This window comes from Acinetobacter pullicarnis, assembly GCF_006352475.1.
GTDB lineage: Bacteria > Pseudomonadota > Gammaproteobacteria > Pseudomonadales > Moraxellaceae > Acinetobacter > Acinetobacter pullicarnis.
Genome location: NZ_VCMZ01000001.1, coordinates 1432938 through 1448863, shown reverse-complemented (window position 1 = coordinate 1448863; position 15926 = coordinate 1432938). Strand labels below are relative to the sequence as shown.

Sequence of the window (15926 nt, the reverse complement as noted above, 5' to 3'; positions counted from 1 at the left end):
TAAATTGAGCCATCATTGAATTTAAAATCACCCCAAATCACATTCAAAAAACCAACCTCACATAATGATTTATTTTATTCATTATTTATAGGCTAGATTAACGTTTAATGTTGAGTTCGCTAAACCTGCAACAACAACATCTTCAGTCGAGATATATGCAGCAATGAAATCAATTTTATAATTTTTATCGCCATTTACTTTATATGGATACACTTTATTAAAACTAATACGCTCTCCGATTCCTGCTGCACCTCGATATAATGCAATCCCAAGATTTTTTGCTGTATTCTCACCAGCATCTAATTGTAATAATCGATTATCAGTTGGATAGACATTACCATCAAAAGTTAGCTCGATAGTACCTTGGTCAGGACAGTCTTGAGCAGCAATTTTTATTTGACCATTCCCTTTTCCACCACCGACAATCGCACCACTGGAACTAAATATACTACTTGGATATCGCCCCATATTTACAACAGGTGTACCATCAATAAGTGCTTGATCATTGACTGTGACAGTACAAGTAGCACTATAAATTGTCCCCTGAAGTTTAACCACTCCAGCTTCAACTAGCGCTGCAAAAGTATGCATTGTTGTCACCAGACCTATTAGTGCCAAGCATATTTTGACCATTGCTGCCATTTTCATAGAACCCTCACCTAAAAGAAGAAAAATTTAAAATCAGTTACAAGTTCAGCTTATTCAATAAAATTTAAACACAGCAAAAGAAATCGATAAAATCTATATATTTAAAAAAAGTTTTTCAAAGTACAAAAAAACTTAATCAACAATAAATTATCGATATATACAAGCTATGGTTTTTTAAAACATATTAAAAAGAAGTTCAACGAGCAATGATTTAATTTTCACTTAAAAAAAATAATTATGATATTTTTTTTACACTTCAATAATAAAATAACTCATAAATACTTATTACAACTCCCTTATCAAAAAGACATTAATTGTATTTTAAAACAATTGGTAAAATCTAAAATCAATAAAAAATTTAAATAAAAAAATCATTTCTCTTTGACATCAAACATTTAAATATAAATTACATTCAAATATGTTGTTATTTGAATTGTCAAATTTCAAAAATAACAAAACCCAATCACCACCAGCAATAAATGTTGGTTTTTTATTTCAAAAAATAATACCAAACAATCATTATAAAATTAAAAAAATAATGCAGAAAAACCAAAATAAACATTATTAATAATAAGTAGTTTTTATCAAAAAATAAAATAAAGCTAAATACAAACAACTGAAAAACAAGAAATTAATTAGGCTGATATTTAAATAAAATTTTACTAAAAATTAAATTAATAGTCATTCATTATTGACCGCATACCAACCTCCAATATAAATCCACGATACAGTTAATTGAAGCCCAGTCTTGCAGGTGCAGTTCAAGATCGACCCTGACTGTAGCAAAAATCTTAAATTACATAGCAGCTTTAATTTAAACGCTGATCTACTCAGATGCTTTTTTAGCTGATATTTCAGTCAGCGCATCAAGGTCAATGAGATGATCTGCAAATTGTTTGGCATAGATTGCATGACTAATTACAACCAAAGTACTCACTTGTGCACGTATGAATGTCAGCAGGATATTGCTAAACAACCAACCCAGAACATAGGCAATTGCCAAGACATACAAGTTATTCCAGTTCCACAACGGTTGAGAACTTAAGCGTTCCTGATCTAACTGAGAAATATCAACAATTTGCTTCATCAAATAAGGTAGAAAAACCGACAGTAGTGTGGAAAATAAAATTAAAATGGCCAATAAGTACATCAGCATTTGTGGTTTTTTATAATATTGTTTAAGGATATTCCAGACCGCAAAATAAGGCTTTAGCCATTGCAACTGCATCAAATCACCTTTTTTATTATTCCAGTCAAATTGATCTGGAGTAGACGATTATTTTGAGCATCGCGCTCTCTTTATTTTAGTTTGCTACTGCTTGTTTATACTGTTGAACACTTTGATTCAAAGTGTTCATTTTCAACCATTTTTAAATTCAGAAATACAACTGCTTAAACGCCAATAGTGGGTACCTTGAATAATATTCATGCGGACTTCCGTTTAACGATTCTTCGCATAAATTTTCCATGTTTTATTATCCGCAAGCGGGTCTTTATAACTGTCACTGCGTTGTTTGCGGGGTTTATCTCGTGCGTCAACAATTTCAAAATGAGACTCTGTGCTCAGCACTACCCCATTCACATAAAAACGGGTTCGAGTGTATTCACTTTGACCATGTTGAAACACATAGGTTCTTAAATCAATAAATTCACGGTGTGCAATTAAGACGGCCGTATCATCACTGTCTAACCAATGTTGCATCGCGCGGATTTCATCTGGCTCAAATTGACCACATTTTTCAACCAGACTGGCAATTCCGCGAAAGGTTTTAGATTCCTTCGCTGGGGTTTTATTAATACGAATGCGATCTACATGAAAGAAAAATAACGGTAGATTTAAATGGCTGGGCAAGTGAATCGCATCAACCACTTCATCTTGCATGAATGGCTGATATAACGCCTGCGCCCGCTCAATCAATCCCGACCATTGCGCAGCATAATGTGCGGCTTCTGCTGCATTGGCATAATAAATCGGTAAACCTTCAACATTGGCCAGATGTTGGGGCGGCCAAATATTTTGGCGTAAAAGTGCAATATCGCTTTTCAGACTTTGTACCGCAATCGCATCTTGCATAACAGATCCATCTTTATGTTTACTTAGGCTATTTTTAGCATAAGACAAAGGTTCTGTTTGAGCAAGGCTTTGCCTATAATAGATCAGTATTTTATTTGTGGAAAAAGTCATGTCTGAAAAAATAGTGGCTACGGATGTCACCGAAGAAGAAGCTTTAAATGCTGTTTTTTTTGAACGTGCTGATGCGTTTATTAAACAAGCCAACGAGTTTTGTCGTCCAGCCAAAGGCGAAACGCCTAAGCCAGAAGAATTACGTGGCCAAGTCAGTGCTGCAATGCTGTTTGGTACAGCCCGTTTTAACACATGGGTAGCGGCCAATAACTTCAAAGATGGCGAAGAAATGCGTGCAGCCAAAGACCAAGTCATGAGCTACATCTTGCAACAATTTCAAATGATGCTTGAAGACAACTATGAAGAGTATTGTGAGCAATTTGAAAACTATCTCCGTTTCCGTAAAAATAAAGATTTTCATACGCATAAACATGATGATGACCACACACATTAAGCTATTATAATTTGAGTTATTCAATTAAGCCCAATCGGGCTTAATTTTTTGCACGCTCGGTCACGACGTTCAACAACCATTTCATGCAAAGAGAAAATCATGGCGCTAACCCTATCCCTTGCGACCGAACACGATATTGCGCTGCTTAATGATTTAGGGGGTCGCAGTTACCGACATCATTTTGCTGATGTATGGAATTCAGAAACAGCGCTAGAGCAATACTTAGAAGCAGAATATGGCCTTCAAGCCCTTCACTTCAGCTTGATGCAAGAAAATATCGAGTGGTTCATCATTCGAACGACGCAAGCCATTGGTTTAGTTAAATTAAGCTACGCTCAGCAGATCCCAGATGAAGCACATATAGGCACGTTAATAAATAAAATATATCTACTGCCACAAAGTACTGGGCAAGGTCATGGTCAGGCGATCTTTCAACACATTGAAGACTTGGCTAAGCAACACGGCGATCGCTTTATCTGGTTGGAAGTACTTGCATCCAACCCAGCAGCCAAAAGCTTTTATCAACGCTGTGGCATGCATTTGATTAAAAACATACTATTCGTTGCGACAACCCAGCAGAGCCAAATGCATATTCTTGGAAAAAACCTGTAGGTCATCCAGATAAACAACGATGCAGCCATAAAAAAGCCAGTCCGCATGATAGGAACTGGCTTTTGTTTAAGTTAACCGCTTCAGCTGAGGCGATTTAATCCCCCTAGCCTATCGCTTAAACTTTCAATTATTTCTCTACTGGCTTAGGCGCTTGCGCGTATTGATCCGACATCACCTCAACCAACTGATCAAGCTTAATATATTTCTTAATCGCGGTATCGACATCTGCCTTACGCAATTTGGCAAATTCCTGATCACGGACTTGACGACTTTGTAGATTTTTACCACGCTCTAATTGGCTAAGCAGCATTCGATGAATATTGCGATCATCTTCTAAGGACGTGACACGTTGCTTCATAATACTGGCTTTTGCTGCTTCCAATTCTTGCTCAGTGACCCCTTTTTTGAGTAAGTCATTGAGTACTTTAGCAACCACTTGGGAAACTTCAGCAGACTTGCCAGCAGTATAGTTGGCTTGAATGGTTAGCGCCCCGACGTCATCAAAAGAATCAAGACTCAGATTACTGCCGAAACCATACACCAAGGCATTTTTTTCACGTAATTCTTGACCTAAACGTGATGACAATTGTGAATCACCCAAAATATAGCTCATCACAATCAGTGCCGCAGCATCAGAATTATCAACACCTACAGGCAAGGTCAATAAAGCTTGATAATTACCAAACTCACGCTGCTCTGCCAAAGCATGGACTTTCTGTGCTTGGTACTGCTTATATTCACCACTCAGACGTTGATAGCGTTGCTGACCATTCCAATGGGCAAAGTCGGTTTCCAGCATTTTCTTCATCGCAGCTGCATCAAACTGACCAGTAATGGCAATCTGTGCATGATTCATCGCAAAGAATTTTTGATATAAATCGACAACCTGAGCTTGGCTTGCGGCTTCAATCTGCTTCTTCGCTAACTCAGGTTCAAAGTGATAACGTAAATCACCCGGCTGATAAACCTCGATTAAACGTGAAATCGTCAAAGCAGCAACCGTTTCTGGCTCGGTATAAGGACGATTTAAACTCGATAAACTTTGCAACTTGATCAAATCAAATTGCGTTTGTTCAAATTTGGGCTGCTTCATCACATCTACGATATAGGCAAAGAAATCTGCAAATTTCTCTTTTTTGGCCACAATCTGAATATTCATGCCCGTGCCTGCAGCACTCGCAACCGCCATGCCACCTGCATCAATCGATTTATCTGCGATATCTTGTAGGCTATATTTCTCGGAGGCTCTTAAAAGTAGATATGCTGTAAAATCAACAATTTCACCTTGATTAAACAACGACTCAGCTGTACCAAAATTCACTTGAATACTGGCATAGGTTTTATCATCACGCGTATCCGTTGGGAATAAGGCATATTGCATGCCATTGGCCAATTGACCCCGTTGGATTTTCGGCTCAGTTGCCTTAAGATGCTGTTCAGAACGTTTTAAATATTGCGCAACTTCGGCTTTATAAACTTTGACATTTTTCAACGGTGCTGGCTTTTCAGCCTGATCAAGGGTTTTCGGCTGATCTGCTGCTTGCTTCTGCTCTTGGGCTTTTTTCTGATCTTCAGGTGTTGGTGAAATATCACCACTGACGCGATGCTGTGGCACCAAGAACTGTTTAAGATTTTGATTAACCTCTTTTACACTCAAGCCCTGTACGTCACTCAGATCTGTAAAATATTGATCCCAATTGCCCTGTGAAGACACAGCATAATTACTCAGAACCGACCCCATCGCAGTCGCATCATTAACGATACTATCTGCTTGATTTTGGAATAAGTTTTTAACGCGCTTCAATTCCACATCATTAAATGGCTGATTTTGCTCAACGCCAGTGATCAAATCTGCCGTCACCTTTTTCTCATCATGGTTCGGTGCATAAATTGCCCCCATAAACACCACGTTGAAATCTTGATCGAGCCAAGTCGATGCTTGAACATTGGTGCTGGTGCCTGTTTCCACCATACTTGAATACAGATGACCGCTCGGCTGTAAGGTATATAGATATGGGGTTAATGCCAGCGTCGTTTTAATCTTGTCATTTTTGCCATTCATATAAATATTAAATTTGGCTAAATCACTGCCTTTCTGCACACTAAACTGACGTTGTTCCAATTTAGCTGAATCGAGCAGTGGCACTTGAGCTTGGGCTGGAACCTTACGTGCAGGAATTGGGCTAAATTGCTGATCGATCTGTTTTAATACGGCATTTTTATCAAATTTTCCGCTAATCACCATAATGGCATTATTTGGGGCATACCAATTACGGTAAAACGTATTCAATTCCTGCATATTGATCGATTGTAATTCGTTTAGATCGCCAATCGGTAAACGACCTAATGATTGATTGCCATAGGCTGATTTCCACATCTGATCAAGCATGACTGAAAAAGGTTGATCCATGCGCACTTCACGCTCACGCATCACAATCGCAATTTCTGATGGTACAAACTTTTCTTGTAAGACCAATTTATCCATACGCTCAGCTTCAAGATGGATAATCTGATCGAGCGCTTTCTGTTCTGGTCTGACGATATTGGTATATTTAGTTGAGTAATAATCTGTGCTGGCATTGGTCATCAGCGTGTATTGATCTAAACGACGTTGAAATTCGTCATCTTTAATATTTTTCGTACCTTTAAATGCTAAATGCTCAAGCAAATGCGCTAGGCCACCTTTACCTTTAGGGTCATTTAATGAACCGGTTAAATAAATGGTATTAATAAAGACTTTGCTCTCTTTATCGTTTGGCGCCAGAATCACCCGCAAGCCATTATCCAATTTATATTCTTCGATGTTATGGTCGCTTTTAACCAAAACCGTTTGTGCCATGCTGCTGGCACTGATCCCTAAAATACAAAGTGAAAATGTAAGTTGTTTTAACCGCATCAACATAAAGCTTCCTAACTTAAGGGTTTTTTGAAAAACAATTTTTTTATATTAAGAAACCCTAAATCAATTGAATAGTAGAGTTTTGAAAAGAAAATGGCTTAATTCACATAAATTCAACAACTCAGCCTTAATTTGCAGCAATTTCAGCTTAAAACCAGTTCAGCATCCACTCAAACACATCAATAAAAAATTAAACAACTGATTCAATTTTAATTTATTTAAAATTGAATCTTATTCTTCCCCCCTCTTAATGAATCAAAAACCAATCAAAAAACCGTCAAAAAACATTCATATAAAAGCCCATGCCAAAGGTTTTGACATGGGCACAATTGACGTATCAATAAGTTAACTTTTAGCTCAGACTTATAACAATACTTAGGCTATTTAAAATCACTTATTCAACAATGATTTCAGCTTGCATAAACAGTTTGGCGTAGCCTGAAATTTCAACTCGCTCATTCTCTTTCATCACGCAATGTAATTCACCACCACGCGCTGAAGCTTGGAATGCCACCAACTGATTTTTCCCTAATTTCTCCGCCCAAAGCGGTGCTAAGCCCGTATGTAATGAACCCGTTACTGGGTCTTCATCGATACCAATATGTGGCGCAAAATAACGTGAGACAAAATCATAGTCTGCGGCATTCGCTGTAATCGCAACATCTAAACTTGGCTCACTCTCCTTGATCGTCGCAGCAGTAATCGCGGTGCGTAATAAATCTGGCCCTGCCAAGCTGCGAATCACATCAAAGTTTGGCTGTGCTTCCCTGACATCTGCTTCAGTGGCACAGACCAAAATATATGCCTGTGCATTGAGATAGACCTCAACAATGGGACGATCAATCGCTTGATGAATCAGTTCAGGATATTCAATAAGGCGCTGAGGACGGCGAATTGGAAAATTCATATGAATTTTGCCATCTTCAGCTTGATGAACAATGAATATACCTAAGTCTTTCACATGGAAATTGATGCATTTGGCTGAGGTAAAATCTCGAAATAAGACAAAGGCACTGGCCAAGGTCGCATGTCCGCAGAAAGCCACTTCAACTTCAGGACTAAACCAACGGATTGCATAATTCTGATCATCCATCTTTTTCACAAAAGCCGTTTCAGCCAAATTGTTTTCAGCTGCAATATTTTGCATCAGACTAACATCGAGCCATTGGTCTAACACCAATACCGCTGCAGGGTTGCCTTGAAACAGCACTTTGCTAAAAGCATCAACTTGGTACATCTTCATATTCATCTCCTTGATCATGGCGCTATTGTGCCGAACCCCACTCGGCAAATATAGATACAGATGAAAACAGAAATTGTGTACAGATCGAAAATGCGTTTAAAAATAAATCGAGTTCAATTAAAAACGATCACCAAAAACACCACTGATAACAAGCTAATATAGCCCCATTCATGCCATCGATTAGACAAACGCCCCACCCACGGCATTGCACAGCGCATCCCAATAAAGCCACCCACCACGAGGCACAGCATCGCAGGCAAGTAAAACAAACCTATAAAATGTGTTCCTAAATCAATCGGATTAAATAAATAAACCACCACATAACTGAAGCAACCCGCCACTGCCACAGGCAAACTCAAGGGATTGGCCAGAGCCACCGCACCACGCATATCTAAACCACAACGACGAAATAACGGCACCGTCATCACACTGCCCCCCACCCCAAGGGCTGCAGCGATATTACCTATCAGTAATCCCCCAACCGTTTTTTCAGCACCAGTTAAAGCACGTACTTGGCCTGTAGCAGCACTGTGATGGCGCTGCTGTGCTTTGCGATAAATACATTCCGCAATGGTGATCAATAAATAAATCGCAAAGCACCACTTTAATAGGTCGGCATGACTATAGAGCGCGAGTACTGTTCCAGAAATCGCCCCAAGCGCGATCCAATAAGCCAAAGGAAAAATATAACCCTGTGGAATATTGCCCTTTTTATGCTGTTGATAGCTCGCCATACCTGCGTTAACGATCATCAATAATAATGAAGTTGCGACTGCACTCTTAAATGCCAGTACATAAGCCATTGAATCAATTGAGGTCGAAAAGCGAATGGTGCTATAAACCAACGGGACGATGATAAATCCCCCACCAAAGCCAAACAATAAAGTTAAAATACCGCTGCAAATTCCAACCAATAACATTAATAAATACAGTTCCATTGATACGCCCAAGTAAAATAATGCGTGGAAATAAATGCAGTTTAATCAGCGCTACTGACTTAAAACTTGCTATATTCCGCATTTAGCTACTTCAATCGGACATGCTTATGCAACAGGTATCGATTCACAGCGTTGAGCATCTTGAGCATCGTATTATTGCGATTGAAAATAACTATTCGGCCTATCAAGTCCTTGAAACCCATCAGCATCAACGAGCGCAGCTGCTCTATGGCGCAGAAGGGATTATTCAAATTGAAACACCGCATGGTAATTGGATTATTCCGCCGGAACGTGCGGTCTGGATTCCCCCCAATGTGCCACATAAACTCACGATGTTTAAGGTACGCACCTGTAGCCTTTATATTTGTCCAACACAGCTGCCACGGACGTCAACCCAATGTGAGGTCTTGTCGATTTCAGCATTACTGCGTCAGTTATTGCTTAAAGCACCGCAACTAACTGCGCCATTTTCCATGCATGATCAATTGATTTTTGATTTAATTTTTTGTGAGTTGGCGCAAGCCGAAACCATTCAATTGCATTTGCCCTTACCGCAACAGCCTGCACTCTTGGCGCTTTGTCAGAACTTTCTCGCAGCACCTAACATCCATGTTTCCCCCTTACAACTGGCTGAGCAGCTGCATCTGAGTGAACGTCATTTTAGTCGCTTATTTAAACAAGAGCTTGGCATGCCTTTTTCGACTTGGCGTCAACATGCCTGTGTGCTACTGAGCCTTGAAAAACTCATCAAACAACAGCCGATTCATCATATTGCTTATAGCTTGGGTTTTAAAAACCCCGCAGCCTTCAGCAACATGTTCCAACGAATCTTTGGCATTAGTCCTTCACGTTACTTTTCCAGCACACAAGCCATCGATTCGTCTGTTCACGCCAACAGCAACATTTAACGATGATTCAGCAGCTCTTCACGATCTGACAGTAAAATATCTTTATCTGTCTGCTGCATCCATTGACTGGTCGCCATGCCTGCGGTCATTGAACCGCTGACATTCAACGCGGTACGTCCCATATCAATCAAAGGCTCGATTGAAATCAATAGCGCCACCAAAGTGACTGGCAAGCCCATAATCGGCAAGACAATCAATGCCGCAAAGGTCGCACCACCGCCCACACCAGCAACACCAATCGAACTCAAGGTCACCACAGCCACTAAGGTTGCAATCCACACTGGATCGAATGGGTTAATCCCAACCGTTGGTGCCACCATTACCGCAAGCATGGCTGGATATAAACCTGCGCAACCATTTTGACCAATCGTGGTTCCAAAGGAAGCTGCAAAACTAGCAATTGATTCTGGAATACCCAAACGACGGGTTTGTGCTTCAATGCTGAGTGGAATACTGGCTGCACTTGAACGACTGGTAAATGCAAAGGTTAGTACAGGCATTACTTTTTTAAAGAATCGTAATGGATTAACCCCACTCAATCTAAGCACCAAGGCATGTACTGCGAACATAATTGCAATGCCTAAATAGGATGCAACCAGAAAGCCTGCTAAATTAATGATATCGGTAATATTTGAACTCGCCACCACCTTGGTCATTAAGGCAAATACACCGTATGGTGTTAAGGTCATAACTAACCGCACCAATTTCATTACCCATGCTTGTAAGGTATCAATGGCGAGGATAATCCGCTGTCCTTTTTCGGCATTGTCTTTAATTAATTGAATGCCAGCAATGCCTAAAAATGTCGCAAAAATCACGACACTAATAATCGAGGTCGGATGTGCCCCTGTCAGTTCAGCAAAAGGATTGGTCGGAATAAACGAAAGAAAAATATCTGGAACACTTAGATCGGTTACTTTTCCAATATAATCTGCATTAATTTTATCTAAGCGTGCCGATTCTTGCGTCCCTTGCACCAAGCCTGCTGCACTTAAACCAAATAACTGGGTTACCCCAACACCAACCAAGGCCGCAATTGCCGTGGTCACCAATAAGGTCCCAATGCTAAAAACACTTATTTTTCCAAGAGAAGAAGCATTGTGTAGCTTAATCACCGCACTGAGTATTGATACCAATACTAAAGGCATGACCACCATTTGCAGCAGCTTGACATAACCATTCCCAACAATGTTAAACCATGAAATTGAGTCTTTTAATACTGTTGATGTTTCACCATAGACTGCTTGTAAAATAAAGCCGAACACAACGCCAAGACATAAACCAGCAAAAACTTTTTGTGCGAGACTCCAATGACTTTTACTGCTTTTTTTCAAAAATATAATTAATAATATGAATATGACAATATTCAAAATTAGGCTAATGCTCATCTAGATTCCATGGATAACAACTGGCTAAAGTATAAGGCAAGTAAAACTGATGCAAAAGGCTAGCTTCATCTGAAAAACAGCAATCTAATTCGTTTTTACTTGAAATAGACACGAACGAAGCATCTCTAGATGCTTCGTAGCTCACAACTAATCGTTTGAATTGAGCCTTGGCCCTATTGTTTTAAGCCATTTTGCTTTATCGCCCTACGCTTGCTCAATCTTAATTGCTCAATCTTAATATAGTGACTGAAGCTCATTAGCATCAGAGCTGGCATTGGTTATACGGAAAGATAAATTTTACAGCATGGTAAATACTGTTGATATTAGCCAACCGATTCAGCTTACTGACAAGGAACTAGCAAGTATTCATCCTATGTTCAAAATAAAATTGAAGAGCATAAAACGGAATCTGATATAGTAGCCCCCATATAGTGGGCTTTATTTTTACTCACCCGAACCAAAACGGGTATCTTTACGGGTAACCTACCCAGTCTGAATTTTAAAACTCTTATTTATTAGGTGTTTATCGTGAAAGTTGTTATCCTCAACAAGCCTTTTAATGTGCTCTCTCAATTTCGAGAAGATGAGACGCACTTAACTGTGACTCATTTCATCAATGATCCCAGTCTTAGAATTGCAGGTCGTTTAGATCTTGATTCTGAAGGTTTGATGTTTCTTACTGACCATGGCGGTCTAAATCAATTCATTACCAATCCAGCTAACAAAAAGTTTAAAACATATTTAGTCCAACTTGATGGTGATATTACCGAAGAAGCTTTAGCCAAGTTACGTAGTGGTATAGAACTCAATGATGGCATCACCCTCCCTGCCAAAGCCGACAAAGTTAGTGAACCTGAGTGGTTGTGGGAACGTAACCCTCCAGTCCGTTTTCGTGCAAACATTCCTACCTCTTGGGTTGAAATTCAAATTTGTGAAGGACGTAACCGCCAAGTCCGTCGTATGACGTCTGCTGTAGGTTTCCCAACCTTACGTCTAATCCGGACCAAAATCGGTTCGATTGACTTGGTTCGCCTGAATTTACAACCTGGTGAGCAAACAGAAATTGAACCGTTGCTCTACCCAGACTTCAAAGATGTGCCTGCAGATAAACCATATACAGGTCGTTCATTTGAGAAGAAAAATTCGCCTAAAGCTAAACCACACTTCTCAAGAGCAAAAGATGAAGAGCGTGGTGAAAAACCAGCGAAAAAGAGATCAGGTGGCGGTACACCACGTATTTGGCAAATGGACGATGCAGACAAACCACGTCGTAAAACCAATGGTACAACACGCACCAACACCAAGAGTCGCGGACGTCGCCCAAGATAATTACTCAAAGATCTTGCGTGTCTTTAATTGTTAAAAGCACACTCATCACTTGAAATGATTTAATTTTCACATAGATCCTAACAAAAAACCCGAAGATTCAATCTTCGGGTTTTTAACAGCAGTCAGCAGTATCATTCAACTGATATTAGCAATAACCATCTAAACGCGTCAGTGGTAATTTTTGCCCAATTGCTTTTTCAATTTCAGGCAAATAAAACGCATCATCCTCTGACAGGAAGCTTATGCTCACTCCTTGTGTACCAGCACGACCTGTACGACCAATTCGATGCACATAATCATCTGATTGCTCAGGTAGAGTAAAGTTAATCACGTGTGAAACGCCATCAACATGAATCCCACGTCCTGCCACATCTGTTGCAATCATTAAATTGTGATTACCATTCTTGAATTGATCTAGCATTTTCAAGCGACGGTCTTGTGCAATTTCACCCGAAAGCATGACCACACGATAACCATCTCTTTTTAAATTCTCATAAAGTTTGCGCACTTGATCACGACGATTGGCGAATATCATCACTTTTTCAATCGGCTCATCTTTTAAGATTTCACGCAACAACTTATATTTGTCTTGTTTTGCAACGACATAAACACGTTGTTCTACATCTTCATTGGTTTTCTTTTCTGGCTCAATTTCAACAGTCACTGGCTCACATAACCATTGTTGTGCCAAGTTAAGTACGTCATAGCTAAACGTTGCAGAGAACATCAGCGTTTGGCGCTGCTCTTTTCTTGGTGAATAACGCACAATACGTTTTACTGAAGGAATAAATCCCATATCCAGTAAACGGTCAGCTTCATCAATAACCAGAAATTCAATCTGATCTAACCAAATTTCTTTCTGTTCAGTAAAATCAATTAAACGTCCTGGTGTCGCGACCAAGATATCGACAAAATTTTCATTTAATTGTTTTTTTTGCTTATCAAAATCAACGCCACCCACCAAGGTCACGACATTGAGATTGGTAAATTTAACAAAATCTTTAGCATCATTTTCAATCTGAATTGCCAACTCACGTGTTGGTGCCAAAATTAAGGCACGTGGCTCACCACGATAACGTTGTTCTGTAATCGGATTAAGTAACAAATCATTGATAATACTAATTAAAAATGCAGCAGTTTTACCAGTTCCGGTTTGAGCACGCCCGATTGCATCGTGGCCCGCAAGTGTATATGTAAGCACTTTCTGCTGGATTGGGGTCATTTGTTTAAACCCTAGAGCATCAATCGCTTGCTTTAGTTGCGGATGTAAATTCAGGGTTTGGAAACCAGACATAAATGGACGCTCTACACAGTCAGTCACGTAAAATATACGCTATTATAAACAAAAACGCCCCAATTCATCGAAATTGGAGCGCAACCCTTGTAATTAAACGAGGGAATTAGTCTAGAGGTTGAACTTCTTCAGCCTGAAAACCTTTTTGACCTTGCACAACACTGAATTCAACGCGTTGACCATCACGTAGTGAACGATGGCCATCACCTTGGATCGCACGGAAGTGAACAAATACATCATCACCACCGCTACGTTGAATAAAGCCGAAGCCTTTAGTGTCGTTAAACCATTTCACTACGCCTTGTTCGCGAGCTGTCATAAGTTAATCCTCTGTAATTAAGATAGAAGGACCACCCGGTGTTGCAAACAGCAGAGCAAACAAGTGTTTAAAATATTTATTAATTTCAAAGCTTGTAATCATTCTGTAAAACTATTAACAAAATCCCGGTTACATCCATTAGTAGTAGGGTTTAAAACAATTTTTGTATTATCGTAAAGCCCAAGTACTAGCCGAGCTTATCATGGGTCAATACTAATTAATAGATTTTTTTATAGAATTCTTTCATAAAAATTATTTAGTGATTTTAGTCTTTCAGCCATCCTAATATAATAAGTCGTAAAGTGAAGGAGTTAAGTTAAAATTTAAGCGCAATGGCTGCTTATTTTGACCTAACTCAGCTATACTAAAACCCATTTTTAAACAGGTCGAGTTCTCACTGGTAATGACTCAGCTCATTGATATCAACGCATTAGGTAAACCTTGCCCAATGCCATTGCTCATGTTGAAACGTGAACTTAAAAACGCACAACCTCAGCAACAATTCTTGCTACGCTCGTCTGATCCACATAGTGAGATTGATATTTTGCGCTACTGTCAAATCAATCAGATCAGCTGCCATTTAAGTAAGACTTCAACACACGAATTTCATTACCTCATTGAATCTTAATTATTTCCACTTAAACTAAATACATCCATATTTGTAGATTGTTTTACATTTCTCTACCCTAAATTGCTTACCAATCGCAATTAATCTAATTAAGATGATCTCATTGGTATCAATACAAAGCTCATCCGATAAGGAGAATACATGCGTGACAGCAGCAATCAATTGATGCCCCTGTCCTTATCTGCGCCAGGCGTCAATCTTGGTGCTTATATTAGCACTGTCAATCAAATCCCTATTTTAACGCCCGAGCAAGAGAAAGAATTAGCCGAGCGTTATTTTTATGATCAAGATTTAGATGCGGCAAAGATGCTGGTAATGTCCCATCTCCGATTTGTGGTTCATATTGCGCGTAGTTATGCGGGTTATGGATTACCTCAAGGAGACCTCATTCAGGAAGGCAATCTAGGCTTAATGAAAGCCGTTAAACGCTTTGACCCAAGTATGGGAGTCAGATTGGTCTCATTTGCGGTGCATTGGATTAAAGCTGAAATTCATGAGTACGTCATTCGAAATTGGCGAATCGTTAAAATTGCAACCACCAAAGCACAGCGTAAATTATTTTTTAATTTACGTAGCCTAAAAAAATCGAGTAAAAAACTTACCCTTGCTGAAGCACAACTCATTGCAGATGAATTAAACGTAACAGCAGAGCAAGTACTCGAAATGGAGGGACGCCTGACGGCTTATGATGCTGCATTTGAAGCACAAGGTGAGGACGATGATGATGGTCCAAGTTATGTTGCTCCAGCGCTTTACCTCGAAGACAATCGCTATGACCCTGCGCGATTGGTTGAAAACGAGGATTATGAGACACAAAGCAACACAGCATTACATGAAGCGATGGATCAACTCGATGATCGCTCACGTACGATTTTACAACGTCGCTGGTTAGATGATGATAAATCGACGCTGCACGAACTTGCCGCAGAATATAATGTTTCAGCTGAACGCATCCGTCAGTTAGAAAAAAATGCGATGGAAAAAATTAAAGTCGCCATGTCCTCAAATTAATTTAAAGCTACACCAGGTTGTTATGCATTCGGAATATTTCATCATACATTCGTCTGCATGACGGCCTTTTTATTTTCTCCTTCGATTTCAACATAGCTTAGATTGTTTTTCTTTATTCATCTGAAGAATA

General features: G+C 39.5%; 15 protein-coding genes. 6 read left to right on the top strand and 9 right to left on the bottom strand.

The features are described 5' to 3' along the window. Nucleotides 1-81: 81 nt before the first annotated feature. The 3 genes from FD716_RS06415 to FD716_RS06405 form a co-directional block, all read right to left on the bottom strand. Nucleotides 82-648 (bottom strand): fimbrial protein, encoded by a 567-nt coding sequence (locus FD716_RS06415; protein ID WP_139851514.1) that lies wholly within the window; start codon nucleotides 646-648, stop codon nucleotides 82-84. An 826-nt stretch (nucleotides 649-1474) separates the two neighbouring features. Continuing rightward, nucleotides 1475-1876 (bottom strand): ABC transporter ATP-binding protein, encoded by a 402-nt coding sequence (locus FD716_RS06410; protein ID WP_139851513.1) that lies wholly within the window; start codon nucleotides 1874-1876, stop codon nucleotides 1475-1477. A 213-nt stretch (nucleotides 1877-2089) separates the two neighbouring features. Next, on the bottom strand, nucleotides 2090-2722 hold the full coding sequence (locus FD716_RS06405; RefSeq protein WP_139851512.1) for a hypothetical protein: 633 nt from the start codon (nucleotides 2720-2722) through the stop codon (nucleotides 2090-2092). 109 nt (nucleotides 2723-2831) lie between these two features. Here FD716_RS06405 and FD716_RS06400 point away from each other — a divergent pair, with 109 nt between their 5' ends. Then, nucleotides 2832-3227: a DUF3144 domain-containing protein gene (locus FD716_RS06400; RefSeq protein ID WP_139851511.1), complete on the top strand. Its 396-nt coding sequence runs from the start codon at nucleotides 2832-2834 to the stop codon at nucleotides 3225-3227. Nucleotides 3228-3326: 99 nt separating this feature from the next. After that, nucleotides 3327-3839, top strand: a complete 513-nt coding sequence (locus FD716_RS06395; protein ID WP_139851510.1) for a GNAT family N-acetyltransferase — start codon at nucleotides 3327-3329, stop codon at nucleotides 3837-3839. A gap of 127 nt (nucleotides 3840-3966) precedes the next feature. On the opposite strand, the gene FD716_RS06390 is transcribed toward FD716_RS06395, so the two are convergent. The 3 genes from FD716_RS06390 to FD716_RS06380 all read right to left on the bottom strand — a co-directional run bounded on the left by FD716_RS06390 (nucleotide 3967) and on the right by FD716_RS06380 (nucleotide 8919). Next, on the bottom strand, nucleotides 3967-6741 hold the full coding sequence (locus FD716_RS06390) for a M16 family metallopeptidase (protein WP_139851509.1): 2775 nt from the start codon (nucleotides 6739-6741) through the stop codon (nucleotides 3967-3969). A 391-nt stretch (nucleotides 6742-7132) separates the two neighbouring features. Beyond that, on the bottom strand, nucleotides 7133-7981 hold the full coding sequence (locus tag FD716_RS06385; protein WP_139851508.1) for a PhzF family phenazine biosynthesis protein: 849 nt from the start codon (nucleotides 7979-7981) through the stop codon (nucleotides 7133-7135). 113 nt (nucleotides 7982-8094) lie between these two features. Beyond that, the gene (locus FD716_RS06380) at nucleotides 8095-8919 is read right to left on the bottom strand and encodes a sulfite exporter TauE/SafE family protein (protein ID WP_139851507.1); all 825 of its coding nucleotides are present in this window, start codon (nucleotides 8917-8919) and stop codon (nucleotides 8095-8097) included. A 107-nt stretch (nucleotides 8920-9026) separates the two neighbouring features. Here FD716_RS06380 and FD716_RS06375 point away from each other — a divergent pair, with 107 nt between their 5' ends. Then, on the top strand, nucleotides 9027-9827 hold the full coding sequence (locus FD716_RS06375; protein ID WP_171476995.1) for an AraC family transcriptional regulator: 801 nt from the start codon (nucleotides 9027-9029) through the stop codon (nucleotides 9825-9827). Here FD716_RS06375 and FD716_RS06370 read toward each other — a convergent pair. Then, nucleotides 9824-11215, bottom strand: a complete 1392-nt coding sequence (locus tag FD716_RS06370; protein ID WP_139851505.1) for an L-cystine transporter — start codon at nucleotides 11213-11215, stop codon at nucleotides 9824-9826. The two genes, FD716_RS06375 and FD716_RS06370, sit on opposite strands and share 4 nt — an antisense overlap. Nucleotides 11216-11743: 528 nt before the next feature. On the opposite strand from FD716_RS06370, the gene FD716_RS06360 reads away from it, so the two are divergent. Continuing rightward, nucleotides 11744-12544 carry a pseudouridine synthase gene (locus FD716_RS06360; protein WP_139851504.1) on the top strand — a complete coding sequence of 267 codons (801 nt, stop codon included), beginning with the start codon at nucleotides 11744-11746 and terminating at the stop codon, nucleotides 12542-12544. 145 nt (nucleotides 12545-12689) lie between these two features. Here the strand turns inward: FD716_RS06360 and rhlB are convergent, their stop codons facing one another. Together rhlB and FD716_RS06350 are read right to left on the bottom strand one after the other, a co-directional pair. Then, the gene (gene rhlB / locus FD716_RS06355) at nucleotides 12690-13838 is read right to left on the bottom strand and encodes an ATP-dependent RNA helicase RhlB (protein ID WP_139851503.1); all 1149 of its coding nucleotides are present in this window, start codon (nucleotides 13836-13838) and stop codon (nucleotides 12690-12692) included. Nucleotides 13839-13944: 106 nt separating this feature from the next. After that, nucleotides 13945-14157, bottom strand: a complete 213-nt coding sequence (locus FD716_RS06350; RefSeq protein WP_086203340.1) for a cold-shock protein — start codon at nucleotides 14155-14157, stop codon at nucleotides 13945-13947. A gap of 403 nt (nucleotides 14158-14560) precedes the next feature. Here FD716_RS06350 and FD716_RS06345 point away from each other — a divergent pair, with 403 nt between their 5' ends. Next, nucleotides 14561-14785 (top strand): sulfurtransferase TusA family protein, encoded by a 225-nt coding sequence (locus FD716_RS06345; protein ID WP_139851502.1) that lies wholly within the window; start codon nucleotides 14561-14563, stop codon nucleotides 14783-14785. Nucleotides 14786-14926: 141 nt separating this feature from the next. Further along, nucleotides 14927-15796, top strand: a complete 870-nt coding sequence (gene rpoH / locus FD716_RS06340) for an RNA polymerase sigma factor RpoH (RefSeq protein ID WP_139851501.1) — start codon at nucleotides 14927-14929, stop codon at nucleotides 15794-15796. Nucleotides 15797-15926 lie beyond the last annotated feature (130 nt).